The following is a 24,691-nucleotide window of genomic DNA, read 5'->3' as shown; positions in this document are numbered from 1 at the left end:
CCGCCGTGTCGATCAGATACATAGTTGTGTCTGATCGGCCGGGGCGGTGCGACATAGTGCCTGATCATTTCCTTTGACCAGATGCCATGACCGCTCCTCATATACCCTTCACCCACGACACCCCGCTTCTCGCTTCAGCCCCTTCAGCGGAGCCACCCGCCGCCACCGATCAACCGCCCGCGACGAGTGACTCGAACGCTGCCATCGAGCAAAGACTCAAGGCCCTGCGCAACAGTTCCGGCTTTGCGCTGATCGCCAATTCGCCCTTGCTGCTCAAGGCCTGCCAGCTGGACATGGACGCACCGCCCTCCAGACGCCAGTACCTGCGCGAGCAGCTCGCCATGCTCCTGCAAGAGAGGACCGGCCAGACGCTGGACCCTGATCAACTGCACGTCACCTTCATCAACGAAACGCATCCAGCCGTTCATGATGATGGGCGCGAGGACGACCACCTGCGCCTGTCACTGACCGAACTGGCGCTCGTCAGCTTCGATCCGCGGCACTACATTGCGCTGGGCAAGAGCACGCTCGAAGACAAGCCCTTGTCGGATACCGCGCCAGCCTTGAAAGCACAGGACATGTTCAACCTGATAGCCGACGCACCCTGGACTCGGGACTATGCCGTTGCACTGGAGACATTCTGGTCGCGGCACACGGAAAACTACCGGGTACTGTCCAGACTCGGCTTTCTGGATACGCTGGCGCGGCAATATGCCAGGGGTCAGATCAGTCGCTACGGTTATTTTCTGACGCTGGATGCGTTGGGTCTGAAAGACTTTCCCACAGACCTCTCGCTTCTCGAACAGCGCGCAAATGGCGAAACGGTTGAAGTCCGCATGCTCACATTCAACGGCGACCCAGTGGCCGGGCTGTTCCAGGTCAGTTCAACGTTGACCTCGCACTGCTTCATTCATGTACTGGACAACCGTGGCACAGTCATCGAATACATCAGCAGCGATCCGGCGCACATGACTGGAAAACTTCTGGCGGCATTGAATGACGCGGGTGTCTACGCGTTCGCCTCGTACCGACTGGAGCGCAGTGAAAAGACCGTCGCATCCGTGGGGTTGAAGCGGGTCGAAGGCGATGTGTTTGCCGAGCTGACCGATGCCCAGGCATTGCTCGCCGAGGAATTGCTGAGTGATGAGCGCTATGATCGATTCGATCTGTTGAGGCCGGTCACACGCAGTCTCACGCTGGCCAGTGGCGCGGACCTTTGGCAGTCGCAGCCGTCCATTCTGAAACAGTTGCCTGAACCCTCGACACTGGCCAAACGGCTCATGTCAGGCTACTTGCGTGACCAGCATGGTCTGCAACACGATCCCGACCACGTATTCCTCATGTACCGGCGCGGCACCTCGACCACCCCGCTGGGTGACGCCCGCACCCCTGCTGTTCACGTCCATACGCCCCACGAAAAACCGATCAGCCTGAGCGAGGCGCTGGTCACCCAATACCGGGTCCAGACGCCGCTCGGCTACATCGATCATGGCGGCAAAACCGTGGTGTTTCTGGACACCACGAGGCAGGGTCAATGGGCGGTCGACACTGAGTTGGCAGTTGATCCCTACGCCGTGGAAGAACACATAAGGACGATTGATTTTCTCGCGCTGATGACCGAACGCATCGACACGTTCTGGGGGCAGGAAAAGGCCGGTATCGAACAGGCTTTTCAGTCCACGTTCATCCATCAGGCCCTGATTGCCCTGAAGCTGGGCCGCGTGACACGTGCCGGTTTCGACCTGGTCGTGGCGTCCCTGTCCAATCACGACGACCTGCGCTGGCATGACCTGGGTTTCTACGTGCAAGGCTCGGTCATCGACGGCATGCACACCCAGTACACCGGACTGCTGCTGCTTGAGCATTCAGGCAAACAGAAGGTGCTGTATCAGGCAGGGCACCCCAAGGCATTCATCGAGTGCGCTGACGAAGACGCACTCAATGCCTATCTCGTTGTAGCCACCGCCGACAGCCAGTGGCGCGAAGCCGTTTTGCGTCACGTGCCGGTGCGTCATCACCAGAGACTGGGGTACCTGTTCAAGTTATGGGGCGGCGTCAAGGCACCGAATCCACCGGTGTCCATCCTGCGTCCCTGGACCGATCAAATCTACAACCCGGACACCTACAAGGCCATGCAGCACGTGCTGTGCAAGCGTCCGATGGACGGCTCGCCTTTCGCGTTCCTGCACCGGATGTTGAAGCAGAACGCGCTGATGGATGCCGAAGACCGGATCGTCACGTCCGGGCAGGTGACCTTGAAAGAGTGGACGGACCGCCTTGAACAGCTGCAGCTTCTGCTGGCCCCCATGTCCATTCTGCTCACCCCGGCACTGATCGCCTCGCTGGCGACCGAGATCGGTATCGTCTCGCTGAACATCGCGTCTGCACACCTGCCAGGCGGTCGTCAGACGGAAAAGAACCAGGCGTTGCTGGCATTACTTTCGTTGGGGCTGATGCACCTGGGCCCCCGGACACCCAAACTGTTGCGCTCGATGAACAGGCTCATCAAACCCTCACGTCAGGCGACCCGCGTGATTCCCCCATTGCCCGACGCCTCCCGAGTCATCAGCGTCAAGCGAAGCCAGTGGATGTCACGGCAGCCGACGCGGCTGGAAACATTCTTCCACACCCAGGCATTGCTCAAGCGCTGGACCCTGGTCGGTAAACCGCACCTGGGTGGCGTGCCGGTCCACGCCTGGAAGCTGGGGCGCCGGTTTCTGCTCTGGACCTCGGACAAGGGCCAGGCCAGGACGCTGGTGGTGAGCACGCACGGCCATTACCTGCCCTGGACGTCCAATGTGAAAATCCCGAACGGCACCGAGCTGCGTACCTACGCGCCCCACGGCTACGAACTCGTCGACCCCTTTCTGCACAATATCGTCAGCAGGCGCACTTTGCCTTTCGCGGCGTCAAGCGCGGCTGGAAACACGCCGTTGACGCTCGGACCTTCGCTCGCACCACTGACCATTACCGACAAGCTGATGGCGGGCACATCACTGCCCGGCAGGTTCAAGAACTACACGCTGTCGAAATTTCAGACGCTTCACAACGAACCCTATGGCGACATCGCAAACATCGTGCGCAACGCCAATGCCTCACCGCTGCTCGGCCATCTACCGCCCACGCCAATGGACGTGTTGACGGTGCGCAACCGCTTTGGCATGCCATCGCCAACGCTTTCGAACCTGTTCGATACGCTGTCGGCTCAAGGCATTCACTACGACAAAATACTGCTGGTGCACTGTCGCTGTGCCGCCATAGCCTCGGTGCTGCAACGGGCTCCGGTCTACAAGGCGCCGACAGTCAAGCCGACGATTGTTAAGATGCCCTGACTTTACTGCCCTCTTCGCCCGGTTCCGAGATCACCATGACAACCGACGCTGTTACCAACCTGTGCCCGGTGTGCGGCTTCAGCAACAGTTGCACCCTGGCCGACCCGCGCACTGCCAGCCAGCCGTGCTGGTGCTTCTCGGAAACCATTGACCCGGCACGGCTCGAAGCGCTACCCGACGAAGTCCGCAACAAGGCCTGCCTGTGCCCGCGCTGCGCAGGTGTCGAGCAGGCAGCGCTGGGCCAACCGGTACGCTAGATCGCGTACCATGTGCGCCCTCATAACCTTCCTGTCGCCATCACCATGCGTCTTGACCGTTTCCTCAGTAACCTGCCCCGTTTCAACCGCAAGGACGTGCGTCTGGCACTGGTCAGCGGCCGTGTGACAGTGGATGGCCAGATCACACGCGATCCGCACCATGACGTACGGGAATTCAGCTGCGTGGGCTTCGACGACGAGATCCTTCAGGCAGGCAAGGCGCCGCGCTATTTCATGCTGCACAAACCACAAGGCTGCGTCAGTGCCACAGTGGATCCGCAACACCCAACCGTACTCGATCTGCTGGATGAACCTGACAAACATGAACTTCATATTGCAGGACGTCTGGATTTCAATACCACAGGTCTGATGTTGATCACCAACGACGGTCACTGGTCACGGCGTTTGACGCAGCCGCAGACAAAGTTGCCCAAAGTGTATTACGTCAAGACAGAACAGTTGATCGACGAACGGTATATAACCAGGTTTGCCGAAGGCTTTTACTTCCCGTTCGAAAACATCACCACGCAACCGGCGCAGTTATCCATCCTTGGACCTCGTTGTGCCCGGCTGAGTATTGTTGAAGGTCGCTATCACCAAGTGAAGCGGATGTTCGGTCACTTCGACAACAAGGTGCTGATTCTGCACCGCGAACGCATGGGGGATCTGTCCCTGCCCCCCGAGCTAGAGCCCGGCAGCTACCGTGCCCTGCACGCCGCAGAAATCCAGCTATTCTGAAAAAGTCACAACCGTTCGGCGGAATGCGCGACAAGCCTATGAATGGCACTTGCGGGTTCCAGTATCCACTGCTTGAATCCAAACCGTCAGTCCACATGTGACTGATGAGTCAGGACACCATTCCAAGAAACCTTTTGCCGTATCGAGTCATTGGACTCGCGACAAATTGCCCGCCAATAACAATACCTGTCGGACAGATCGTTCGGATCGACATGGGCCTTTAATCGGCTTTTGCCTGCCTGTCACGAAACTCGTGCAACGTTGTTGTACGCATACCTGTTACGCCAGGAGTTACACCTATGTCGCCAGAAAAAGCCGTGCTTGATATACAAGGACAGTTTCGGGTTTACACGGAGTTCTATCGCGCAGATGGCGCGGAAAAAACCATCATCATGGTCAACGGCTCACTGGCCACCACCGCGTCATTTGCACAGACCGTTCGCAACCTCTACCCGACGATGAACGTCGTGCTCTACGATCAGCCGTACGCCGGAAAATCCAAACCGCACAACCGTCATGAAAAGCCCCTGACCCGGGAAATGGAGGGCCAGATCCTGCTGGAGCTGATTGACCACTTCAACGCCGAACACGTCATGTCGTTTTCATGGGGCGGCGCTGCGGCGCTGGTCGCGCTGTCGCATCGTCCCAAGCGCATCGAAAGCGCGGTCATCAGCTCATTTTCGCCCGTGCTCAACGAGCACATGAGTGACTACCTGAACCGGGGCATCATCCACCTGGGCGCTCACAACCGTTACGAAGTCGGCCACCTGATCAACAACACCATCGGCAAACACCTGCCGTCGTTGTTCAAGCGCTTCAACTATCGTCACATCAGCAGCCTGGACCTGCACGAATACGACCAGATGCATTACCACATCAGCCAGGTGCTGGAGATCGATCCGGGCAATTACCTGACCGCTGCGAAAAACATCAACGTACCCGTCTTGTTCATGAACGGTGCCTGGGACGAATACACCGCCGCCAACGACGCCGTGCATTTCGGGAAATACGTAAAGGACTGCAGCTTCAGCGTCATCGACGCCGCAGGGCACTTTCTGGACATGGAACACAAGGCCGCCTGCCGCGATTCGAAGCGGGCGCTGCTGAGTTTCCTGCAACCGGAACCTGCCGTGGCAGAGTCGTCCCGTCACGCGTATCAGTTGGTCCAGAGCCACCATGCCCTCGCCTTCTGAGAGCAGCGCTCGACAGAGCCAGGGAATCCTCCGCCAGCGCACGGACAGCGGCACTCGGCGGACGGCTTCCAGGGTGAAGGTCCGGATAAATGCAGGTTTTGAGGAATTAACGCTTCAAATGCACGACTGCATCTGGTACAAAGTCAGCCGCTTCGAGCGGGTATAGTTTAGTGGCAAAACGAAAGCTTCCCAAGCTTTAGTTGAGGGTTCTTATTGGACTGGCCGCCGTGGTGAGTAAAGACGTTTAGTGATGCGGGTATAGTTTAGTGGTAGAACGAAAGCTTCCCAAGCTTTAGATGAGGGTTCGATTCCCTCTACCCGCTCCATCTTTCACACCCTTCAAAGCCCCGTACTACCTGGCCTCCAGGCCTCCTTCGAGCGTTGATCCCTCGCCTTTCTGTGCCCCAGGCCGCGTCAGCTGGCAAGCCTCCTATGCATCCACGACTTCAACCTAATACCCACAAATGTGGTGAGTAAAGGCGTTTAATCGCCCTCCCCTCCAGCTTCCTTTTCATCGGGCCTCATCCTGACTTACTCCGCAAAAGACCAAACCGGTGTTCCGAGCACAGATGAGACCAACTTGCCACCTCTGAGACCCTGAAAAATTTAAACCAAACGGGTAGTGCCGCGATTGCATAGGGTCTTTTCCGCCTTGTCTGGCCGAGATCAGAGGTGGTCATTAAGAACAGCCTCAAAGCTTAGCTTTCGCCCCTCCACTGGAAGCATCCTCCTCCTGCGAGGTCTCAAGCCCTCTTGGCTCCAACGAGCGATACGTGACTAGAGCTTCCATCTAACCATCGACTGAATGCTGGTCGGTATCAGCCTCGTGGCAAGACTCCAGACACCGCCTGCAGATCCGGCCCCAAGGAAAGCCACTACATTGAAGGCCTTGGACATAAAACCATAATTTGTAACTCGTATACCAAGTATTTCAAAGGCTGTATGGCTTCAAATTCTTTCTATCCTTAGCACGACTATGGAAATCAACTTCAAGATTAGAAACAATCAAATTGATGACTCTCTTCTTCCTTAGGAACAACTCGCCTCGCTTTTCCTCATAGGAAAAAGTCACACCATTTTCGCTGCTACCCAACTGTTCATAGACAAGAATATTTCGCGCCGCATATTTACATAGCGCCTCAGTGACCGAAGCCGCCAAAGATCTAAAAACTCGATCGTGCGAAAATACGATCAAAAACAACTGAATCCCATGCCCACTATCAGCGTATTCATTTTCACTATACCGAGCATACAACTGATCTAAAGCATCTACAACTTTAGATTCAATACTAACTCCCTCGCGGGCAAGCTTGCACTCAATAATCGCCATAGTGCGAGAGCCCTGATATACAGTTATATCACACCGACCATTACCAGCAAGTGCCTCGCAACGAACCGTGATATTGTTGCTGACTCGAAAATTCATACACTTCAAATTACTAGCAAGCATTGCGGACAAATTCTCTTCACCGAAAGCGAACTCAACCTTTTTCCCTTTCTTATTCGAAGCAATGTAAAGCGTGTTATTCCTCTTAATCTCACTCAAGGAAAAAATCACATCCCTATACATCTCATCACGCTGCAAGAGCATTTTAAATTGAAGCCGAAGAAAATTCTCTATTGAATTTAACCCCTCGAAAACATGGTGCCGCTCATGATCCTCCGTTACCCCCTTGAAACGCAACGATATATTTCGGATCCTCAAACGAGTATTTTTTATATCTGTCTTGGCAAGCCCGTCCCCCTGAAGGAAATTATCATACTTAATAGCTCTTTTAAAGACCTCTAGCTCATCTTTGCATTCAACCAGGTCAGTTAGAACTCTTCGACCCAGAGATAAATCGTCCTCCTTGTTTATCTTCCAAATCAGCGTACGAAGCCTCCCGATACACCAATCGATTGCGTGCCGGGTCTGAATCCTTTCAAATCTCCCCCTTTCATTCTTTAAAGATACTGTCAGCACGTTAGTCTCCCTTGCGACTCCTTCAAGCAAGGTCAGCACATCATCACTATTGACTATTATCGAAACCAAACCAAATTCCGTATGGCTTTCATAACCCACACCGGAATTCACCACGCACAATAAATGGTTAAGGTCAGTCAAATATAAATTTATTACGCCACCGGACTCTTCCAACCGATATCGAAGACGAGTAAAGCCACTTAATTTTTCTTGAATCGCCTTCACGACCTCACCCGAAAGACAAGTCTTTTCGCAAACACCCTCCAAAAAATGAGTCAGATGCGCAACAAGTCCTGCTGGAGAATAAGTCTCTCCTAAACTATTATTTTTCAGGTTATCGCGAACAACCACAAAGCGCTCCCAGTAATCACGCTCCTCCTCAGACAGCATTTTTATCAACCATTCGCGAGGAGAGTATTTTTCCCACCTCAAAAAATCGCCAAGCGCGTTCCTCGTACGAAATTCATCACAAGCTTGGTAATCCGCCAACAATTCTTCCAGTACATCCATGTAAGCAGCAATGCTTTCAGCAGAAATCCCATGCAGCACGGACTTCCGATCTATCTCTTTTTCGATTTTTGAATTTCGCACAAAACCTAAATCAAACAACGACCCCACACTCACCCCCATATAATTTTCTCAGAACCAAAAACTCTTTGACGCCTGAGAGTCCAGCAAAGCAGCCATTCTTCAGCGCGAAGCAACCGCCTGCTGTCGCTAGTCAAGCCCGTAGTTGTAACGCAGCGAATCCAGCTCTTCCTTAACGTGGAACTCGTAAAGGCGGTTAGTCACCAGAAATTGCTGCATGTCGCTACCGATTGAAATCATGCTGGGATGAAGCAGCCTGAGAGACGTCATTTCCATCCAGCTCTAACCTCGCAAAAACCAGCGAAAACATGCGAAAACCTTGAGCTAGAGATAATGGCGAGGTCAGACAGGGTGGGCAAGCCAAGTGCCACCACCCTACCCCTAGACCTTCGTCGCAGCCAGGCGGCGGGATTAAGCCGGTAACCCAGCACACCGCGCAACCAACCACGAATAATCAACCACCAACTAACAATCAGACGGCACCAGCGTCCGCCTCACAAAGCTCTTGTCGACGAACCCAGTGAACTCCCAGGCCTGCTCGTTCTGCAGTACGTTATCAGCCAACTCATCCACACCGCCACCTTCTGGGAACTCCAGCAACTCAGACATGCAGTGCAGCGTTTGGATCGGGATACCGATCTCTTCTAACGCGTTCCCCCCTGGCGGAAGATGAAGGTTTCCACCTTAACAGTCGCTGGTGATCGACCACACAAGTTTAACGGCATGAGCGGCTCGCTGGTGATCGCAGATATCGACGGGCTGTGGAAATTCTCTGGAATGGTCACCCTCGCCAGCGACCCAGTCGGGCTGCTTAATTTCATTTCGGCAGAGAAGATCACGTACTATTTGCACAAAATGATGCTCATGGAAATGGTGGGGGCAGTACTACCCGACGATGCAGGCGCGCCAAAGTAACCGGGCGGCGAGCGGTGCCTCGCATCTGGTGTCGGTCAGTTGGACTGGTGTTCGCTAATACGGTTGGAGCTTGTCAGTTACATTTCCGCTCCACTGAACCACCCACAGGAAGGGCCTGAAGGAATGAACTCACCGCTTTGGATAGCACAACGTGAAGGACAGGACTGGATTGACCAACCATGCCTCGATGCTATCGCATGGTTTCGCTCGCTGCTCGAACAGCGTCAATGGGACGCCCGTCTGGAAACCGTGCAGACCAACTACGAAAGCGCCCTCACGAAGTGGGCACAAGGTGAGCAAGTCCCGCTTTATGACAAGGACGATGCCATCTTCTGGTACATCCATCAGGCTAACGCGTTTGCTCAGGATCGGCGGAATTTCTTTGCCCCCGAAGGCTTCCGTATTGCCCCGGTGCTGCACCGACTCGGGCTCCTCCTGACCCACCTCCAGCAGATCGAGGGAGTGGATGATCGAATCGAAACCTTGCTCAAAAAAGGGCGAAAGACCCCTGATGCTGGTCTTTACGAACTTCTGGTGGCAGGTGCGTACAAGACTCGTGGCTGGACGACTGTTCAGTTCGTACCAGAGCAATTGGGCGGTTCCAAGACACCCGACCTGGTCGTAAGCGGTGATCGACGGCGCTGGTCGGTAGAGTGCAAGCGGATCAACCGTTCGGGCTACGAACTGGAAGAACACGCATATGCCGAGGCTTTGGCCAAATCCATTCATGACCTGGCTCGACGCATGCGCCGCCGACTGGTCGTTGATGTGCAGTTCTGTCGCGAGCTGAGAGACTATCCGCTAGATGCCCTGGTCAAGTACGTCGAGCGGTTCATTGAAAACCCTCGCGCGCGATTTGTTATGGAAGAGGACAACATAATCGCCCGCATCTGGGATGCCGACTGGACAAATCTGGACTTGGTCATGGCCCATGACGACGTCTACTTCGGTTCAAGCCGAATGGTCGAGCTCATCAAAGGTGAATACGACCTCTCATACGAGCACAGCTTCAGCGGCGAATGGACACCGTCGACCCGGATGCCGCTGCATGCAGACCGGGTTCATCACGCAAGCATCGTCAGCTGGCGGAGCGCCTCATTCGATGCTGCGATGGCCAAGGCTAAACACTTCCGAAGCACCGTGGGGCGCGCTGCGCAGCAGTTGACCCTCGGATTGCCCAGTGCCGTGCATGTAGGCTATGAAGCGTTGGGGGGCTCATCAGAGGATGAACTCCGTCATTACCTCAACGCTATGGAGATGCTTAATTTCAAGTCTGAAGGATCCCGTCTGCGTTACGTCTATGCAAACTACCTGCGTCCCGAGAATTCAACGGCTCGCATGGAGGCCTGGGCGGTGAGTGAAACCACCGCGTTTTACCGAGTTGGGAAACATCGGACACTTGAGCCCCTGCCCCACCACCTAATATTCATGGACGGCGATGGTACGCCAGGCGATCACTGGCAGCGGTAATCTCGGCCATCATTTTCAAACCCGGCCTGGGTAAGTTTGGACGCACTTCGTATCTGTGGTAACAGGATCTGCGTGATCGCACAGCAGAACTGTCAGGGCTATGGGTTGGCGGTGCTTGGCCTTTGTTGGTGAGCGGATGCCGGAGCTGGCCAGGCCAAGACTGGATGTTTCATCGCCTGGGGCGCGCCAAAGCCCCCATTTGGAGTGATCATGAATTAAGCTGCCGGAGCGTCTTGAAGGCGTTGCTTACGAAGCATCGCTTGGTAGGTGATGCTCAAAACCCCCTTGCCAAGAGTTTCAGGTAAGAGGCTTAGTGATCCATTACCCATATAGTCGTGCAACCTATTCAGAAGTATAAAATCGCTTCTGCTTATGAAACTGTTCAAGCTCTCTAGCGGGATGAACCCGTAAAGGGCAGCGTCGATGTTGTTTTTAGCGCCTCTAGCTGTGACGCCGATTACTTCCATTGAATCGTTGAACATAGGGCCACCGCTGTTTCCCTCCAAGAGCATAAAATCAACTAACCAGAGATCTAGATCAACCTGTCGGCGACGTTGAGTAGTATGCCCTCTCGCAATGTAGTGAGCAGTCCCGTCTCGATACTTGGGAAAGCCGATCGATAAAACCGCATCCATGGCGCGAACGATTGTTTTGTCGGACTTCTTCAAAGCAGGGATATTTCGGAAATCTTCATTGGGACGAAAGACAGCTAAGTCTGCTTTTTTGTCTGAAAGAATTAGTTCTGCTGAATATTCTTTCGTATCGCCGGCACGGTGAAATGAAATGGAGTGACGGGCGATAGTTTTAGATACCCCGCTCACCACATGCTCGTTAGTAACAATGCCAACCCCCTCCAGAAGGAAGGCTGTCCCCTGACTTTCGCTAATAATGTTGTTCACGACAAAAATCGAATTACCTAGAATCTCCTCGGGTGACTTTTTGAACTCAGGATTCTCTTTACCTAGAGCAACTGTCAATTCATATGCTAGCCGACGGTAGATCTTGTCACCTCGCCCGCGAATCATTTGAATGTAATTCAGTCGACCCTTGACCACTTTGATAAAGAAGTCACCATTACCGTCATTTGTTCGCAAAAGCTGTCGAGGCTGCAGCGTATGGTTCTTTGCCTTTAAAATTTCCAGATACTTGGCTTCTGCCAGCTCGGGCCCATAGCTCTTGAGAGCGTTGATCATTGAGCTCGTTAACCGGATGAATTCTCTCGTTACGTTGGGCATCTCATTGACGACGAGGCCAGTTACCATCTGGCGCTGCGTGCGGTGCTGAAGACGAGTTTTTTCAGGGTTTATGGCGAACCCAGCGGCTCTAATGATTTCTTCTAACTCACGCCCCGGTATTGCTCTACCATCTTCGGAAACTTCGACAATGTCTTTCGGCAAATGTTTTGCGGTGCTAGTAAAGGAAAACGTGATATCGTCCGCATATCGTGTAAAGTGACATTTACTTGTCTTTGCCAAAGCCTGTAGCTGCGAATCAAGCTTACGGCATATCATGTTCGATATTAACGGCGAGGTGGGGGCACCTTGGGCCAACTTTCCTTCACTGCAGCAGATCTGCGCAATCACTGTTGCAACGTTGTGGGGTGCGTTAAATGGGTGCGCCATAAATAAATTTCTGACTCGCCCGAAATGTATGCTTTCGAAAAAATCCTTCAGATCAATGTTGAACACATATCTCTTCCTGGAATGAACCTGAGCATTAGTCTTTACGCTCCTACCCTTGACGAAGCCATGGCTGGAAGATTTGGGAGAGTAGAATTTCTCAAGATGCGGCAATAGCGCATGCTGAATTTTTTTCATAACCCGCTTGGGGGCTTTAATGGAGCGATGGGTCTTGTTTTTCTTTAATATGGAAAAGCTTACGTAATGGCTACCTTTCCTATTGTAAAGAAAGTTGAGAAGTTTATTTTGATCAACTTCCAATAGCCGGCAGAACCCATCAAGGCTCTGAAACCCAGGGCCAAATAAATCCTTAAAAATGCTATCGATATCCATTAATAGTACCGGGTTTCGGGGCTATTTTCTCTTATACCGTCGCCATCGATAACGTAACCGTATAGCGCGATCAGGCAAAGCTACCCTTGCAGTGGCCACCGCATATAGTCAGTGGAAAGTTAAATTGTGCCCCGAGCCCGATAATAAATTGATATCACGACATTGAATGCCGGTCAACATCTTTTGCTGGCTTCTACAGGCCAACGTCGGACAACCACCAAAATACGACAATTACTCAGAGCGATTACGATATGCCTACGCGTTAAGACCTAGCTATCCGCGTCCCACAACCTCAAAAAGGGAGGCCTCTAGACCTATGGCATTTCAGCACGTGGATCCCCTCCCACCCACGTGTCCCCAGTGGCAGCCTTGAATAGCCTTTTGAACAAATCGTGCTCTTCAAGCGCTAGCGGGCCATATCGATGAATATTTGCATAAGCTGAAATGAAACCACTGGCAGCATGCCCAACGGCTGACAGAATGTCGATCATCTGCCCCTCGGTTCCGCGCTGAAACGCCTCTGTTGTCCGCGCCTGTCCAGTGTAAGCGCTCATGAAGTAGCTCATCCCGTAGAGAGATCCATGAATGATTTCCGAGGACACGGAGTAGATACCACCGTAAGCCCCCAAAAATGCCCCCCCGGAAGCCTGCACGACCTGGCCTATCCGGTTGATTCTGGAAGGGGCGTCCAGCGAACACCAAGAGTCCTGCCCTCGCCCCGCGAAATCAGGAAATAGTCTAGCTGCAGTTGCTTTGGGAGTTGGATCATCGCCAAGGGTCATCATAAAATCCCCTGAGCCGATCACCCGATTTGAATGTTTCCAGGCTGCGTAAGGGATATGCGCGAGAGCCCGCTGTGCAACATGAACAGGCTGGGTCGCGAAAAATGCAGCATTGATAAACCCCTCAACTACGCTTCGAGCGATAGGATAGAGGTCTCTCACAGCAAGCCCCCTTTCACCAGAGTTTTTCACCACGGTGCCTAAAGATTGGCCGGCGCCCATGGCAACAGCAGCCGTGGCGCGGGCCTGTTCAGCTTCCAAGCTGCAGGACAACCATTGCCCTTGGCGCAACACTGGCCCTTCGGAAATCGTGAAGAGAATCAACGTCAGGAGCTTCGACTGCTCACCGATCACTGCCCGCAACTCTTCCAGCGCCTCGCTTTGGCTGCTCATCAGCTTCTCTTTTGTTGAGTTAGTACCAGTCTGCTCGAAGGATAAGCGAAATTCTAGTTTCGAAGCAGTGGTGCGGTTTGCTACCTTCTGCCGTCTTTGAGGTTTTCGTTTCGGGTTCGGGTTCGGGTTCGGTGGTGAATGCACCGCTGAGCAGCACCGCCAGAGGGTTAAAGGATCGGCCTCAAGGACGCCAGATCGAACCGCTATCCCCTGAACCCAAAGACGGCAAAGGTGGGCTCAAATTTTTGGTACGGATAGCTCAGTGAACTCAATTATCATGTCGGACAACCTGAAGTGCTCAGGCTCATCGGCGGGCTTGTGCATCATGAGACAGCGGCAGGAGTCCTGCATGACTGATGTTTAGCGGCCAACCTTATAAGGATCGCAGTATGGAAAAAATAGCAGGATTTTTCCTTGAAAAAATGTGGCCAACCGTATGTGCATCCGTCTACGACGCGCGGACGCTCGTCCAATCAAATACAGCATTTTTTGATGGGATGAAAGCACGTACCGGGATCTGCTCGCGGGCCTGGTTGTTTGGGATATTTGTTGCGATCGGGCTGGGTTTACTGGGGTTACCAGCGTCTCGGTCGGCGGGCATTACGCCCACCATCGAGTTTGCCGGGGTAATGACCGTAGCTAACTGGTTGCTGGTCGCGCTCTACGGGATGTGTTTCGCATTGGCCGCTCGGATCCTAGGGAGCCGACGTGAGATATTGGTCAGCGTGAATACCTTTTTCTACGTCTCTGGCTGGCTGGTGGTACTCAAGCTGTTTGAAATGCCGGCACTCGGGGCACGCTTCAAGGCGATGGCGCAAAACTGTACTTCGATCAGCTACGACCAGGCGGTCACAACAGCGATCTTGCAAAGCCCGACGGCGAGGGTGTCGGATATCATGGTGTTAATTGGTTACGTGCTCTTCATCGGCTTGGTTGTCGTTAAAATGCAGAGACAGGTTCATGACTTCGGAGGTACTCGCGCATGGCTCTCTACGGTACTAGGCATGGCCTTGCTGAGCGCGGCGGTTGTGTTTGTACAAGGGCCCATCATCTCGCAGTTGATCTGCAGCTACACCAGCCAGCCCTGAGTGTGGCAATCGATTACAACCTCGGTCAGTGGTGCCGGAGCATGATTTAGCTAAAAATTGCATCCGATGGGTATTGGTTGAGAGCGTGCGATGGAAAAGCTGAACTGGAAAACGAGGTTTGGCAGTTTACGGCTCGCTCGTACGCGGAGGGGCTGGCAGATGTCATTGGCGTTGTTTTGCCCCCCCTGTGCGCGCCCGTCAGGCCATGACGACATGACCCACCTGTATCGAACCAGCGTGGGCGGCTTTCGGAAGCAAGCAGCCTAAGTGGGGGCATTCTTGACCTCAGATCATGATAGGGACAATTTTCTGCGCTTCATCGATGTTGACGAGGTGATTTCGCTGTTCAGCCAAGTCGGCAACGACTCCCCCATCCTAATCCAGTCTTCTCGTGATCCGAACACGGGCAAAGCACCGATCGCTCGCCTAGAGCGGGAGAATTACATTTTAAAAAAGGGTACCGCGTCCTGATCTGGTCAACCGACCTTCGTATCAAGGCGCACCATGGTGCACAATCGAAAAGGGAGCTATTCGCCCGTAAAACGGGCTCTTTAGGGAAGGGTATCACTACACGGATACACGCTTTCAGGCGTCTATGTCCAATAAAGGTTCGATTCCCTCTACCCGCTCCATATCACCTTTCCACTGAAGCTACCGAGCGTCAGGGAACGTTGACTGATCCGGCTCTGGTTTACCCTCTCATCACACCCGAAAAATCACTGACACTCTGCCTGTAGCGCAGCGATCATCCATCGCGCATTGTTATTGGAAAAAACTCAGGCCTTGCTGACTCTCAATAGCTCTTCGGATTTTTAAAATATATAGCCAGTCACAGCCGCAACAGCACCCATTATTTCTGCAACGTAAACTCAGCCTTGTCAAAAGACAGCCAGCACGACGTATTATCCGTCCACTTCGACTCGGTAGTTCCCAGCACGCCCTTCATCAAAACCTTGTCACCCTTTTTGAAACTGCTGATCTTTTTCTTGTTGACCAGCAAGTCATCACGGGTCAAACCCTGGCCCTGACATTTGGGATTGGTCGGATCCGTAAAGATGACGGCGATCTGGTTTTGGCCAATGGCGCTGCCTGTCTTGGTGATGCGCTGCACAACACCTGGAATGATCAGTGTCTGGGCGTCCCACTTTTCCTTCGCAGTGACTTCGTTTGTTTCCCAATCGCTCCAGATCTGCGTCAATGTCGCCTGTTTGGCTTCGATCAACCCTCTGAAATCGCCGCTCAGCACGTCACCGGTCTGGTCGAACACGCCGTTGGTGACGGACATGGCCTGATCAAGACCCGCGCACCCCGACAAGGCCAGAATCAACGGAAACAACGCTGCACTTTTCATCCACACACTCCGCTGGCGGACTCACCTCTGTTTTGGTCGGCGGTCCGTTATTCAATAACAAGGGGCTTATAACTTCGGCAAAAACTCTAACCAGCGTTTTTAACAGCCTCAATAGTACAGATGTACTATGCGCACTATGGCGCGTGGCTACTAGTTCATGTGTGCTATATCCATTACAACTTAGCCTCTCGATACTTCCGCCGTTGGCAATCTGCCTAACGGAACCGCTAATGCCTTCAAGGCTGGCAGCCACGGTCGTGGCTTTTATGGAGTATCTGGAGTCGTTATGAACCCCTTATTCAGAATATCCCCCCTTGCTTTTGCGATTACCCTTGCACTGCTCCCAGAGACTCAGGCAGCGGACTTTGTTCTTAACGATGCTCAGGAAACATTCAACAGCGACCGCGTGATCGATGGCGAGATCAGAGTGCGTTCAACAGACGGCAACACGGCCAGTCTCACGATCAACAATGGCGCAACCGTGACCAGTGAAGGCGGCGAGATGATTGGTCGGGCCAGCAGTACGGGCGTCAACATGGCCAAGGCCAGCGTTGTGGTCGAAGGGGCGGGTTCGCGCTGGATCGTGCCGCGTACCTCATTCGTGCTGGGTAACACGATCGTTATCGGTGGTGCCGGTCAGGGTGATCTGACCGTCCGCAACGGGGGCCAGGTGTCGGTGCGGGATCTGGATCTGGGTGACGTTTTTGGGGCCAATTCCAACCGATTTTCGCAAGCGGACCTGCTGGTGAGTGGACAGAACTCGCTGGTCGATGCAGCCAACATCACTGCCAATGGCGTCTTTGTGTATAAGTCGAGCATCACGGCCAATGATGGCGGCAAAATCAACAGCGAGGCAGTAGACATCAACTCCACCGTCAGATTATCTGGCGCAGGCACGCGCTGGGACAATAGCGGGGCCTTCAGCAACAGAGGCGATCTGACGCTTGAGAACGGTGCAGTCCTGGCGACCAACTCAATGACGCTGGGGTCTGCCATCAGCAGCACCAGCAATCAAGTGAACATTTCCGGCCAGGGCACACGTCTCGCCGCACAAGACCTCACACTCGGCAGCAACACCACCCGCACTTACCTGACACTGTCCGACGGTGCCGAACTGAGCGCCACCAACGGCATACTCCTCACCACCATAAACGATCTCAATACGGCAACACGGGGCACGCTCGCTGTGGGAGGTTCGGTCGCAGTGGACCCCAACCGTACCGATGTCGATTCCACGACGGCTGGAGCGGCACAGTCCGCCGGTCGAGTCGATCCGGCAACCACCATTCGCTTTGGTACCGGTAACGGATACCTGGCGTTCAACCATACGGACGCCGATCTCCAGTTTGCCAACACCTTGAGCGGAACGGGCCGGGTGTATGCGTTCAACGGAAACACCACCTTGAGCGGTGATACCTCCGGATTGGCCGGTAGCGTCGTCGTTCGCGGCGGACGTCTCGTGCTGTCGGGGAACGTGGACCAGGTCAACCAACGCGGCAATACGGCCACTACCCAGAGCCTTTCACGGTTTAACGTCGGCAACGGTACTCTCGTGGTCAACGGCACTGCGGGTCGCAACGAGTTCGGGGTCTACACCAACAGTGCCCAGGTGCTGGACGGCGGCGTTCTGGCCGGTGTCGGTCAGGTCGGCAGCACTCAGGTCGCGTCAGGCGGCACGTTGTCTCCAGGTGAAAACGCCATCGGTGCGCTGGCCATCCAAGGCGACCTGGACATGGCGGCAGGTTCGCGTTATGCCGCAGACATTGCTGGCAACGGCGCGTCAGACCGAATCAACGTAAGCGGCACAGCGACCCTGCGTGGAACTCAGGTCAACGTCACCGCGCTGGACCCGGCGCAGAGTTATCAGAGCGGCAGGACCTACACCCTGCTTTCCGCCCAGGGTGGGCTGGTCGAGGGCGCCACGCCAGGAACAGCCTATGCACAGGCAGCGACCAATTCAGCATTCCTGAATGTCGGATTGCAGCGCACGGCCAACGATCTGAACCTCACCATCGAGCAGAAAAATACAACGCCGACCCCGACTCCCGAACCGACGCCTACACCTACACCTGAACCGACACCGACACCAAATCCAGAACCAACACCGACTCCCACTCCAGAGCCAACGCCTACACCTACGCCAACTCCAGAGCCAACACCAACGCCAGAGCCCACACCGGCTCCTGCGCCGGGTATCTTCCAGACGGTCATGGTGACCTCCAATCAGTTCAATACCGCTGGCGCGCTCGGCGCACTCCAGCAGAGCGGCGAGTCCCTGCGTCTGTACAACAACCTGCTGATTCTGGACGCAGACAGCGCGCGTGATGCGGCTGATCAACTGTCCGGCGACTCGCTGAGCAGTACTTCGACGGCTCTGATCGCCAACAGCCAGGTGGTGTCCGGCGTATTGGGCACTCGTCTGCGGGGCCTTCTGGACAACGGTACCGTGCGCATGCCAGCCATGGCACTCAACCTGATGCCGGCCACGCCAGCCGCCGAAAACGGCGCCTGGGTGCAACCCTTCGGCAACTGGACTCAACTGGACAGCCGTAACGGCGTCAACGGCTTGAGCCAAAGCACCGGCGGTGTGCTGTTCGGGGCAGACGGCAGCTTCAATCCGGATTGGCGCGGCGGTGTCTACGCGGGCTATAGCCGTTCGAAGTTCGACGCCGATAATACTGATGCCGAAGGCCACAGCGACAACTACCACCTCGGCCTCTACACCGGTGCCCAGATCGATGCCCTGCGCCTGAGTGCAGACATCGGCTACACCTGGCACAAGCTAGAAAGCGAGCGGAACGTGGCGTTTGCCGGGTTCAGCGATCATCTGACCGGCAAACGCAACGCGCAGTCGCTGCAGGCCAGTACTGAAGCGGCTTACCGCATACCGGTCGGCAGCGTGTCTCTGGAACCTTTCGCCGGGCTTTCCTACGTGCGCTACAACGCGGACGACATGCGTGAAAAAGGCGGAGCGGCCGCTCTGGATGTGTCCAGCGACAAGCAGAACACCGTGTTCTCGACCGTGGGCATGCGCGCATCGACCCATGCAAACGTGGCAAACCTCAACACCGAGCTTTACGGCTCGCTGGGCTGGAGACGCGCCTACGGTGATCTGGATCCGCGAAACGTCCAGTCCTTTGCCGGTGGTCCGAACTTCGAAGTGCAAGGCGTTTCTCAAACCCGCGACACGGCCTTGACTGAAGTCGGCGCGAAGGTGCGACTGAACAAGCAGACCGACCTTGGACTGTCCTATCAGGGCCAGTTCGGCACCGACACACGCTTCCATTCGGTGAACGCAGGTGTGACGGTCCGCTTCTGACCGGAGCACTCGGGCTGGATGACCATTCGGGCAGTGTCTGCTTGAGTGGCTTCCAGCGCGAGCTTTGACTGACCTCTTGACCATAGCCTCGGGGGATCAGAATGGACTTCAGGTCCGCCATTCCCGTGTGAACAACTCCCTCCTTCTGAGCAATCCTCTATGGCATCGCGCCGCTCCCCTTACAGACGTTAATCGCAAAAAATATCGCACCGGTGTGTATGATGTGTATCAATGCATCGCTAGTGTGTATAGTACACACCTTGGGTAATGATAGGCTTGGGTGATGCGAAGCAGGGAAATGATAAGAACGATTGAGGATGATGGATGGTATCTCGTGGCGACCAAAGGTAGTCACCATCAATACAAGCACTCGTCAAAGCCTGGAAGGGTAACGATCAAGCACCCGGATTCCGATATACCGATCAAAACGATGAATAGCATATTGAAGCAAGCGGGATTGAAATGACCGCCAGAAAAGAAGAGGCACCCTTGCATCTCGTCTTCAGTGTGACGGCATTTAGGATCTGTCAGGCTGACAGCCTTGCGATCAAAGAGAAAAGGTAGACAACTCATGAAATTCACCGTCGTTCTGCATAAAGACGCCGATTCAGACTATGGAGTAACTGTTCCGGACGTGCCTGGTTGCTTTTCGGCAGGCAGCTCGGTATCGGAAGCACTGGAAAGTGTGAAAGAGGCGTTATCGCTGCACTTTGAAGGTCTGGTGGCCGATGGCGCACCACTCCCCGATGCGCGAGCCATTGATATTCATATGGCCAATCCCGACTACGAAGACGGTATCTGGGCGGTGGTCGAGTTCGACGTGACGCCTTATTTTGGCAAGTCAGTACGATTCAACGCGACACTTCCGGAACACCTGCTGGCCAAAATCGATGAGCGCGTCAAAACCGATCATCGATACGCCTCACGCTCTGGCTTTTTGGCCGCTGCGGCATTGAACGAGCTGCATACTGAGTACCGCTGATAGAAATCGCCAGTACCGCAGATTGGAGTTCCAGTGATTCTCCCAGGCAAGAAAAAGGGCACCTTAAGTGCCCTTCTTTGTTTCTGGAGTAATCAAGCTACTCGATTAATCGCGTAAGACTGCCTCTTAACGATACCGCTCAAGCCAATGCGCGTAAGGCGCTGGCAAGGTCCACGACGCGTTCTCGGCACCGAGTTCCTTCGCAGCAAAATAGGCCCAATGCGGATCTGCAAGGTGCGCGCGGCCAACAGAAACCAGATCGAGCTGACCCGATTTGACCGCCTCTTCCGCCAGTTGCGGTGTGCCGAAACCCCATGCAGAGGTCACTGGAATGCCTGCTTCGCGACGCACACGTTCGGCGACCGGCCCCATGAACGCAGGACCCCACGGAATGTTGGTGTCAGGAATGGTGAAGCCGACACTGACGCTCAACAGGTCGAGCCCGCCAGCCTTGAAACGACGTGCCAGTTCGATGGACTCGGTAAGGGTCTGCTCGTCGCGACCGTCGTATTCGATGACGCCGAAACGGGCGGTCAGTGGCAGGTTTTCCGGCCAGACTTCACGCACGGCCGCCAGGGTTTCCAGCAGGAAACGGCTGCGGTTTTCGAAGCTGCCGCCGTAGGCGTCGGTGCGCTGGTTGGAGTGTTCGGAGAAGAAGCTTTGCCCCAGGTAGCCGTGGGCAAAGTGCAGTTCGATCCATTCAAAGCCGGCTTCAAGGGCGCGGCGTGCGGCGTTGACGAAGTCCTGCTTGACGCGGGCGATGTCCTCCAGGGTCATTTCACGCGGCACTTTGGGCAGGTTCGCACCAAACGCGATGGCGGACGGCGCGATGGTTTCCCAACCACGAGCGTCGGAGTCGGCAATGTGGTCGTCACCTTCCCACGGACGATTGGCGCTTGCCTTGCGGCCTGCGTGGGCAATCTGAATACCTGGAACGGATCCGGCCGCCTTGATGGCCTTCACGATGGGAACAAATGCCTGCGCCTGCTGGTCATTCCAGATACCCGCGCAGCCCGGAGTGATTCGACCTTCGGGTGCCACGGCGGTCGCTTCAACCACCACCAACCCTGCTCCGCCACGCGCCATGCTGGCCAGATGAACGTGGTGCCAGTCGTTGATCACGCCGTCGTCGGCACTGTATTGGCACATGGGCGGAATGGCGATGCGGTTGCGCAGGGTCACGTCTTTGAGGGTGTAGGGTTGGAACAGCGCGGACATGAATATCTCCCGGTATGTCGAAATACGATTGTTCGATAGTATTCGAAATATAGCGGCAATTGAAACCCCTCGTTATCATGCCGTCCATGCGAACCCTAAAACATCCCGAACCCGATGCCTTCACCCTCGACCGCGTTTTGTATGCGTTGAGCGACCCTGTGCGTATGGAAATCGTCCGCCATCTGGCAGGCGTACCCGAGGCGACGTGTGGTGAGTTGTGCGGCGAAAGACCCAAGTCCAGCGCCTCCCACCACTTCCGGGTGCTGCGGGATTCCGGGTTGGTGCAAACGCGCAATGTGGGGACCACGCACATGAACTCGCTGCGCAGCGAGGAGCTTGAAACCCGCTTTCCGGGGCTGCTGGCAGCGATTCTTCGGCAGTTGGGATAGTTGCTGGATGCATCTGCATCGACCCCGCTTCCGGGGCCGAGCATCATTTTTCAGTGTGCGGTATCAGGTTTGACCGGCGCTGCGGACGCAACGTCCTGAGGATGCTTCATCGCCTCGATCTCCCGATCAGCCACCGCCTGATCGAACGCGCCGTCCCACTTGGCAATGGCGATGGTGCCGATGCCGTTACCGATCAGATTGGTAACTGCACGCGCTTCGTTCAGAAAGCGGTCGACACCCAACAGCAGTACCAGACCGACCAACGGAATTTCCGGGATCACCGACAGCGTCGCGGCCAGCGTCACGAAGCCTGCCCCGGCCACACCCGCCGATCCTTTCGAGGTCAGTAACAGCACGCCAAGCACGACCAGTTGATCCGCCAGGGTCAGCGGCGTATTGGTGGCCTGAGCCACGAAGATCGCCGCCATGGTGAGGTAAATGCAGGTGCCGTCCGAATTGAACGTGTAACCGGTTGGCAGCACCATCCCGACGACCGAGCGTTTGCAGCCGAGTTTTTCGAGTTTGATCATCATTCTGGGCAGCACAGCTTCGGTGGAGCATGTCCCGAGCGTGACCAGAATCTCGTCCTTGAAATAGCGCAGAAACGTAAGCAACGGTACGCCTGACCAGCGGGCAATCGAGCCCAGTACCACGACAATGAAAAACAGCGTGGTCACGTACAGCGCCAGCATCAGATGACCGAGCGACACCAGCGTGCCAATTCCGTACTTGCCAATCGTGAACGCCATGCCTGCGCCCGCCCCGATCGGCGCGAGACGCATCACCATGGCCACGATGCGAAACAGGCTCTGCAACAACAGGTCGATGATGTTGACCAGCGGTTTGCCCGCCTCACCCAACTGCACGAGCGCAATGCCCATCAACACGGAAATGAAGATCACCTGAAGCATGATGCCTTTGGCAAAGGCGTCCACAATGGTGGTCGGAATGATGTTCATGAAGAAGCTGACGGCACCGCCCTGCGACTCGGCGGCCTGGGCATAGCCCTTGATCGCATCGACGTTGAGGGTGCTGACGTCAATGTTCATGCCTTCACCCGGCTTCATCAGGTTGACGACGACCAGACCGATGACCAGCGCCAGTGTCGAAACAATCTCGAAATACAGGAGCGCCTTACCGCCCGTGCGGCCCACCTCCCTGATGCTGCCCATCTTGGCGATACCGACCACGACCGTGCCGAAAATGATCGGCGCGAGCAGCATCTTGATGAGTTTGATGAACCCGTCGGCCAGTGGCTGGAGCCTGGCGCCGATGTCGGGAATCAGGTAGCCGATAAGACCGCCGATGACGATGCCTATCAAAACCTGGACGTACAGAAGCTTGTACCAGCGTGTGGCTGTGTTCATGGCTGTACCTCAGTGTTGTTTTTGTATGAGGACAAGCGCGGCCCTGTCGTGGAGGGCCGCGTCATGATGAAAACCGGTCAGCCTTCGCCGAGTTCCCGCATCACTTTGTAGAGTTCGGACTTGGCCTCGAAGCCGACACCCGGGATATCCGGCAGGCCGACGTATCCATTCTCGACGCGAATTCCGTCGGCGAAGCCGCCGAACGGCTGGAACACATCCGGGTACGACTCGTTGCCGCCCAGGTGCAGGCCCGCAGCGATATTCAGGGACATCTGGTGACCGCCATGCGGAACGACCCGGCGCGATGACCAGCCCAGCTCTTTCATGACGTCCAGCGTGCGCATGTACTCCACCAGGCCGTAGGACAGCGCGCAGTCGAACTGCACGTAGTCGCGGTCAGGGCGCATGCCGCCGTGGCGCAGCAGGTTACGGGCGTCCTGATGAGAGAAGAGGTTTTCACCGGTCGCCATCGGCAGCTCATAGTGATTGGCCAGCTCGGCCTGCAGCGCGTAATCCAGTGGGTCACCGACTTCTTCGTACCAGAACAGGTTGTACTTCTTGATGGCTTCGGCGTACGCGATGGCCGTCTTGATGTCGAAGCGACCGTTGGCATCGACGGCCAGTCGACGACCGTCGCCCACCACTTCCAGCACCGCCTCGATGCGACGAATGTCCTCATCCAGCGGCACGGCACCGATCTTCATTTTGACCACGTCATAGCCGCGATCCAGGTAGCTCTGCATCTCGGCCTTGAGTTTGGTCTGGTCCTTGCCCGGATAGTAATAACCGCCTGCCGCGTAAACCCAGACCTTGTCGTCAGCCACGCCATCGCGATAGCGGTCAGCCAGCAGGCGATACAGCGGCTTGCCTTCGATCTTGGCAACGGCGTCCCAGACCGCCATGTCGATGGTGCCCACGGCCACGGAGCGCTCGCCGTGCCCGCCCGGCTTTTCATTCGTCATCAGGGTTTTCCAGATGGCGAAAGGGTCGAGATTGTCGCGCTCCTTGTCGACCAGCGTCTCGGGATCCGCTTCGCTGATGCGGGCCAGGAAACGGTCGCGCATCAACGCACCCTGCCCATAGCGACCGTTGGAATTGAAGCCATAACCGATCACCGGTTTGCCATCACGAATCACGTCAGTGATGACGGCGACCACCGAGCACGTCATCTTGGAAAAGTCGATGTAGGCATTGGCAATGGGTGATGCGATGGAAACCGTTTTTTCACGAATTTCGACGATGCGCATGGGGGAGCGTCCTCTCTGATTGTTATCCCCGGAACCCCGGGTTGGTACGCACAGACTGTAGGGCTGGACGCGAAATCGGAGCCAATG

At 55.3% G+C, this 24,691-nt stretch carries 19 protein-coding genes and 1 tRNA gene; 12 read left to right on the top strand and 8 right to left on the bottom strand.

Features of this window, described 5'->3' with window-relative positions:
- Positions 1 to 86 precede the first annotated feature (86 nt).
- The 5 genes from AO065_RS12620 (at position 87) to AO065_RS12600 (ending at position 5,846) form a co-directional block, all read left to right on the top strand.
- Positions 87 to 3,332, top strand: coding sequence for a dermonecrotic toxin domain-containing protein (locus AO065_RS12620; protein WP_004881227.1), 3,246 nt, complete (start codon positions 87 to 89; stop codon positions 3,330 to 3,332).
- A 35-nt stretch (positions 3,333 to 3,367) separates the two neighbouring features.
- On the top strand, positions 3,368 to 3,589 hold the full coding sequence (locus tag AO065_RS12615; protein WP_004881230.1) for a cysteine-rich CWC family protein: 222 nt from the start codon (positions 3,368 to 3,370) through the stop codon (positions 3,587 to 3,589).
- A 45-nt stretch (positions 3,590 to 3,634) separates the two neighbouring features.
- Entirely contained in the window at positions 3,635 to 4,327 is a 693-nt protein-coding gene (locus AO065_RS12610; protein ID WP_004881232.1) for a pseudouridine synthase, read from the top strand.
- A gap of 299 nt (positions 4,328 to 4,626) precedes the next feature.
- Entirely contained in the window at positions 4,627 to 5,520 is an 894-nt protein-coding gene (locus tag AO065_RS12605) for an alpha/beta fold hydrolase (RefSeq protein WP_004881234.1), read from the top strand.
- A 252-nt stretch (positions 5,521 to 5,772) separates the two neighbouring features.
- Positions 5,773 to 5,846 (top strand) — tRNA-Gly (locus AO065_RS12600).
- Positions 5,847 to 6,451: 605 nt separating this feature from the next.
- On the opposite strand, the gene AO065_RS12595 is transcribed toward AO065_RS12600, so the two are convergent.
- Together AO065_RS12595 and AO065_RS27065 are read right to left on the bottom strand one after the other, a co-directional pair.
- Positions 6,452 to 8,101, bottom strand: coding sequence for a PD-(D/E)XK nuclease domain-containing protein (locus tag AO065_RS12595; RefSeq protein WP_157788261.1), 1,650 nt, complete (start codon positions 8,099 to 8,101; stop codon positions 6,452 to 6,454).
- A gap of 99 nt (positions 8,102 to 8,200) precedes the next feature.
- A complete protein-coding gene (locus AO065_RS27065) occupies positions 8,201 to 8,341 on the bottom strand; it encodes a hypothetical protein (RefSeq protein WP_162234357.1) in 141 nt (46 codons plus the stop codon).
- A 399-nt stretch (positions 8,342 to 8,740) separates the two neighbouring features.
- Here AO065_RS27065 and AO065_RS12590 point away from each other — a divergent pair, with 399 nt between their 5' ends.
- Both AO065_RS12590 and AO065_RS12585 read left to right on the top strand, forming a co-directional pair.
- On the top strand, positions 8,741 to 8,986 hold the full coding sequence (locus tag AO065_RS12590; protein ID WP_100225901.1) for a hypothetical protein: 246 nt from the start codon (positions 8,741 to 8,743) through the stop codon (positions 8,984 to 8,986).
- A 123-nt stretch (positions 8,987 to 9,109) separates the two neighbouring features.
- The gene (locus AO065_RS12585; RefSeq protein ID WP_004881242.1) at positions 9,110 to 10,456 is read left to right on the top strand and encodes a hypothetical protein; all 1,347 of its coding nucleotides are present in this window, start codon (positions 9,110 to 9,112) and stop codon (positions 10,454 to 10,456) included.
- A gap of 215 nt (positions 10,457 to 10,671) precedes the next feature.
- On the opposite strand, the gene AO065_RS12580 is transcribed toward AO065_RS12585, so the two are convergent.
- Together AO065_RS12580 and AO065_RS12575 are read right to left on the bottom strand one after the other, a co-directional pair.
- Positions 10,672 to 12,468 carry a reverse transcriptase domain-containing protein gene (locus AO065_RS12580; protein WP_004881244.1) on the bottom strand — a complete coding sequence of 599 codons (1,797 nt, stop codon included), beginning with the start codon at positions 12,466 to 12,468 and terminating at the stop codon, positions 10,672 to 10,674.
- Between the two features lie 314 nt (positions 12,469 to 12,782).
- A complete protein-coding gene (locus AO065_RS12575) occupies positions 12,783 to 13,643 on the bottom strand; it encodes a hypothetical protein (RefSeq protein WP_004881245.1) in 861 nt (286 codons plus the stop codon).
- A 389-nt stretch (positions 13,644 to 14,032) separates the two neighbouring features.
- Here AO065_RS12575 and AO065_RS12570 point away from each other — a divergent pair, with 389 nt between their 5' ends.
- The gene (locus AO065_RS12570; RefSeq protein ID WP_004881248.1) at positions 14,033 to 14,731 is read left to right on the top strand and encodes a hypothetical protein; all 699 of its coding nucleotides are present in this window, start codon (positions 14,033 to 14,035) and stop codon (positions 14,729 to 14,731) included.
- A gap of 850 nt (positions 14,732 to 15,581) precedes the next feature.
- Here AO065_RS12570 and AO065_RS12560 read toward each other — a convergent pair.
- On the bottom strand, positions 15,582 to 16,082 hold the full coding sequence (locus AO065_RS12560; protein WP_004881252.1) for a hypothetical protein: 501 nt from the start codon (positions 16,080 to 16,082) through the stop codon (positions 15,582 to 15,584).
- Between the two features lie 286 nt (positions 16,083 to 16,368).
- Here AO065_RS12560 and AO065_RS12555 point away from each other — a divergent pair, with 286 nt between their 5' ends.
- The 3 genes from AO065_RS12555 to AO065_RS12550 all read left to right on the top strand — a co-directional run bounded on the left by AO065_RS12555 (position 16,369) and on the right by AO065_RS12550 (position 20,383).
- On the top strand, positions 16,369 to 19,401 hold the full coding sequence (locus AO065_RS12555) for an autotransporter family protein (protein ID WP_080597901.1): 3,033 nt from the start codon (positions 16,369 to 16,371) through the stop codon (positions 19,399 to 19,401).
- A gap of 283 nt (positions 19,402 to 19,684) precedes the next feature.
- Positions 19,685 to 19,867, top strand: a complete 183-nt coding sequence (locus AO065_RS26630) for a type II toxin-antitoxin system HicA family toxin (protein ID WP_004881256.1) — start codon at positions 19,685 to 19,687, stop codon at positions 19,865 to 19,867.
- A 105-nt stretch (positions 19,868 to 19,972) separates the two neighbouring features.
- Positions 19,973 to 20,383 carry a type II toxin-antitoxin system HicB family antitoxin gene (locus AO065_RS12550; protein ID WP_004881257.1) on the top strand — a complete coding sequence of 137 codons (411 nt, stop codon included), beginning with the start codon at positions 19,973 to 19,975 and terminating at the stop codon, positions 20,381 to 20,383.
- Positions 20,384 to 20,509: 126 nt separating this feature from the next.
- Here the strand turns inward: AO065_RS12550 and AO065_RS12545 are convergent, their stop codons facing one another.
- The gene (locus AO065_RS12545) at positions 20,510 to 21,601 is read right to left on the bottom strand and encodes an NADH:flavin oxidoreductase/NADH oxidase (protein WP_004881260.1); all 1,092 of its coding nucleotides are present in this window, start codon (positions 21,599 to 21,601) and stop codon (positions 20,510 to 20,512) included.
- Between the two features lie 77 nt (positions 21,602 to 21,678).
- Between AO065_RS12545 and AO065_RS12540 the strand changes: the two genes are divergently transcribed.
- On the top strand, positions 21,679 to 21,990 hold the full coding sequence (locus AO065_RS12540; protein ID WP_004881262.1) for an ArsR/SmtB family transcription factor: 312 nt from the start codon (positions 21,679 to 21,681) through the stop codon (positions 21,988 to 21,990).
- A gap of 50 nt (positions 21,991 to 22,040) precedes the next feature.
- Here AO065_RS12540 and dctA read toward each other — a convergent pair whose 3' ends face one another.
- Together dctA and AO065_RS12530 are read right to left on the bottom strand one after the other, a co-directional pair.
- The gene (gene dctA, locus AO065_RS12535) at positions 22,041 to 23,357 is read right to left on the bottom strand and encodes a C4-dicarboxylate transporter DctA (RefSeq protein WP_004881264.1); all 1,317 of its coding nucleotides are present in this window, start codon (positions 23,355 to 23,357) and stop codon (positions 22,041 to 22,043) included.
- 77 nt (positions 23,358 to 23,434) lie between these two features.
- A complete protein-coding gene (locus tag AO065_RS12530; protein WP_004881265.1) occupies positions 23,435 to 24,604 on the bottom strand; it encodes a mandelate racemase/muconate lactonizing enzyme family protein in 1,170 nt (389 codons plus the stop codon).
- Positions 24,605 to 24,691: the final 87 nt, after the last annotated feature.

Source organism: Pseudomonas viridiflava (assembly GCF_001642795.1).
Classification (GTDB): domain Bacteria; phylum Pseudomonadota; class Gammaproteobacteria; order Pseudomonadales; family Pseudomonadaceae; genus Aquipseudomonas; species Aquipseudomonas viridiflava.
The sequence above is the reverse complement of the archived record's forward strand: the minus strand, read 5'-3'. Positions and strand labels throughout refer to the sequence as shown.

Bases quoted from the DNA above. Each gene is read 5' to 3' on its own strand.
- AO065_RS12580 (WP_004881244.1), bottom strand. From the start codon at position 12,468: ATGGATATCGATAGCATTTTTAAGGATTTATTTGGCCCTGGGTTTCAG.
- AO065_RS12560 (WP_004881252.1), bottom strand. From the start codon at position 16,082: ATGAAAAGTGCAGCGTTGTTTCCGTTGATTCTGGCCTTGTCGGGGTGC.
- AO065_RS12570 (WP_004881248.1), top strand. From the start codon at position 14,033: ATGGAAAAAATAGCAGGATTTTTCCTTGAAAAAATGTGGCCAACCGTA.
- AO065_RS12545 (WP_004881260.1), bottom strand. From the start codon at position 21,601: ATGTCCGCGCTGTTCCAACCCTACACCCTCAAAGACGTGACCCTGCGC.
- AO065_RS12555 (WP_080597901.1), top strand. From the start codon at position 16,369: ATGAACCCCTTATTCAGAATATCCCCCCTTGCTTTTGCGATTACCCTT.
- AO065_RS12605 (WP_004881234.1), top strand. From the start codon at position 4,627: ATGTCGCCAGAAAAAGCCGTGCTTGATATACAAGGACAGTTTCGGGTT.
- AO065_RS12590 (WP_100225901.1), top strand. From the start codon at position 8,741: ATGAAGGTTTCCACCTTAACAGTCGCTGGTGATCGACCACACAAGTTT.
- AO065_RS12540 (WP_004881262.1), top strand. From the start codon at position 21,679: ATGCCGTCCATGCGAACCCTAAAACATCCCGAACCCGATGCCTTCACC.
- AO065_RS12615 (WP_004881230.1), top strand. From the start codon at position 3,368: ATGACAACCGACGCTGTTACCAACCTGTGCCCGGTGTGCGGCTTCAGC.
- AO065_RS12620 (WP_004881227.1), top strand. From the start codon at position 87: ATGACCGCTCCTCATATACCCTTCACCCACGACACCCCGCTTCTCGCT.
- AO065_RS12530 (WP_004881265.1), bottom strand. From the start codon at position 24,604: ATGCGCATCGTCGAAATTCGTGAAAAAACGGTTTCCATCGCATCACCC.
- dctA (WP_004881264.1), bottom strand. From the start codon at position 23,357: ATGAACACAGCCACACGCTGGTACAAGCTTCTGTACGTCCAGGTTTTG.
- AO065_RS12575 (WP_004881245.1), bottom strand. From the start codon at position 13,643: ATGAGCAGCCAAAGCGAGGCGCTGGAAGAGTTGCGGGCAGTGATCGGT.
- AO065_RS12610 (WP_004881232.1), top strand. From the start codon at position 3,635: ATGCGTCTTGACCGTTTCCTCAGTAACCTGCCCCGTTTCAACCGCAAG.
- AO065_RS12585 (WP_004881242.1), top strand. From the start codon at position 9,110: ATGAACTCACCGCTTTGGATAGCACAACGTGAAGGACAGGACTGGATT.
- AO065_RS27065 (WP_162234357.1), bottom strand. From the start codon at position 8,341: ATGACGTCTCTCAGGCTGCTTCATCCCAGCATGATTTCAATCGGTAGC.
- AO065_RS12550 (WP_004881257.1), top strand. From the start codon at position 19,973: ATGAAATTCACCGTCGTTCTGCATAAAGACGCCGATTCAGACTATGGA.
- AO065_RS26630 (WP_004881256.1), top strand. From the start codon at position 19,685: ATGCGAAGCAGGGAAATGATAAGAACGATTGAGGATGATGGATGGTAT.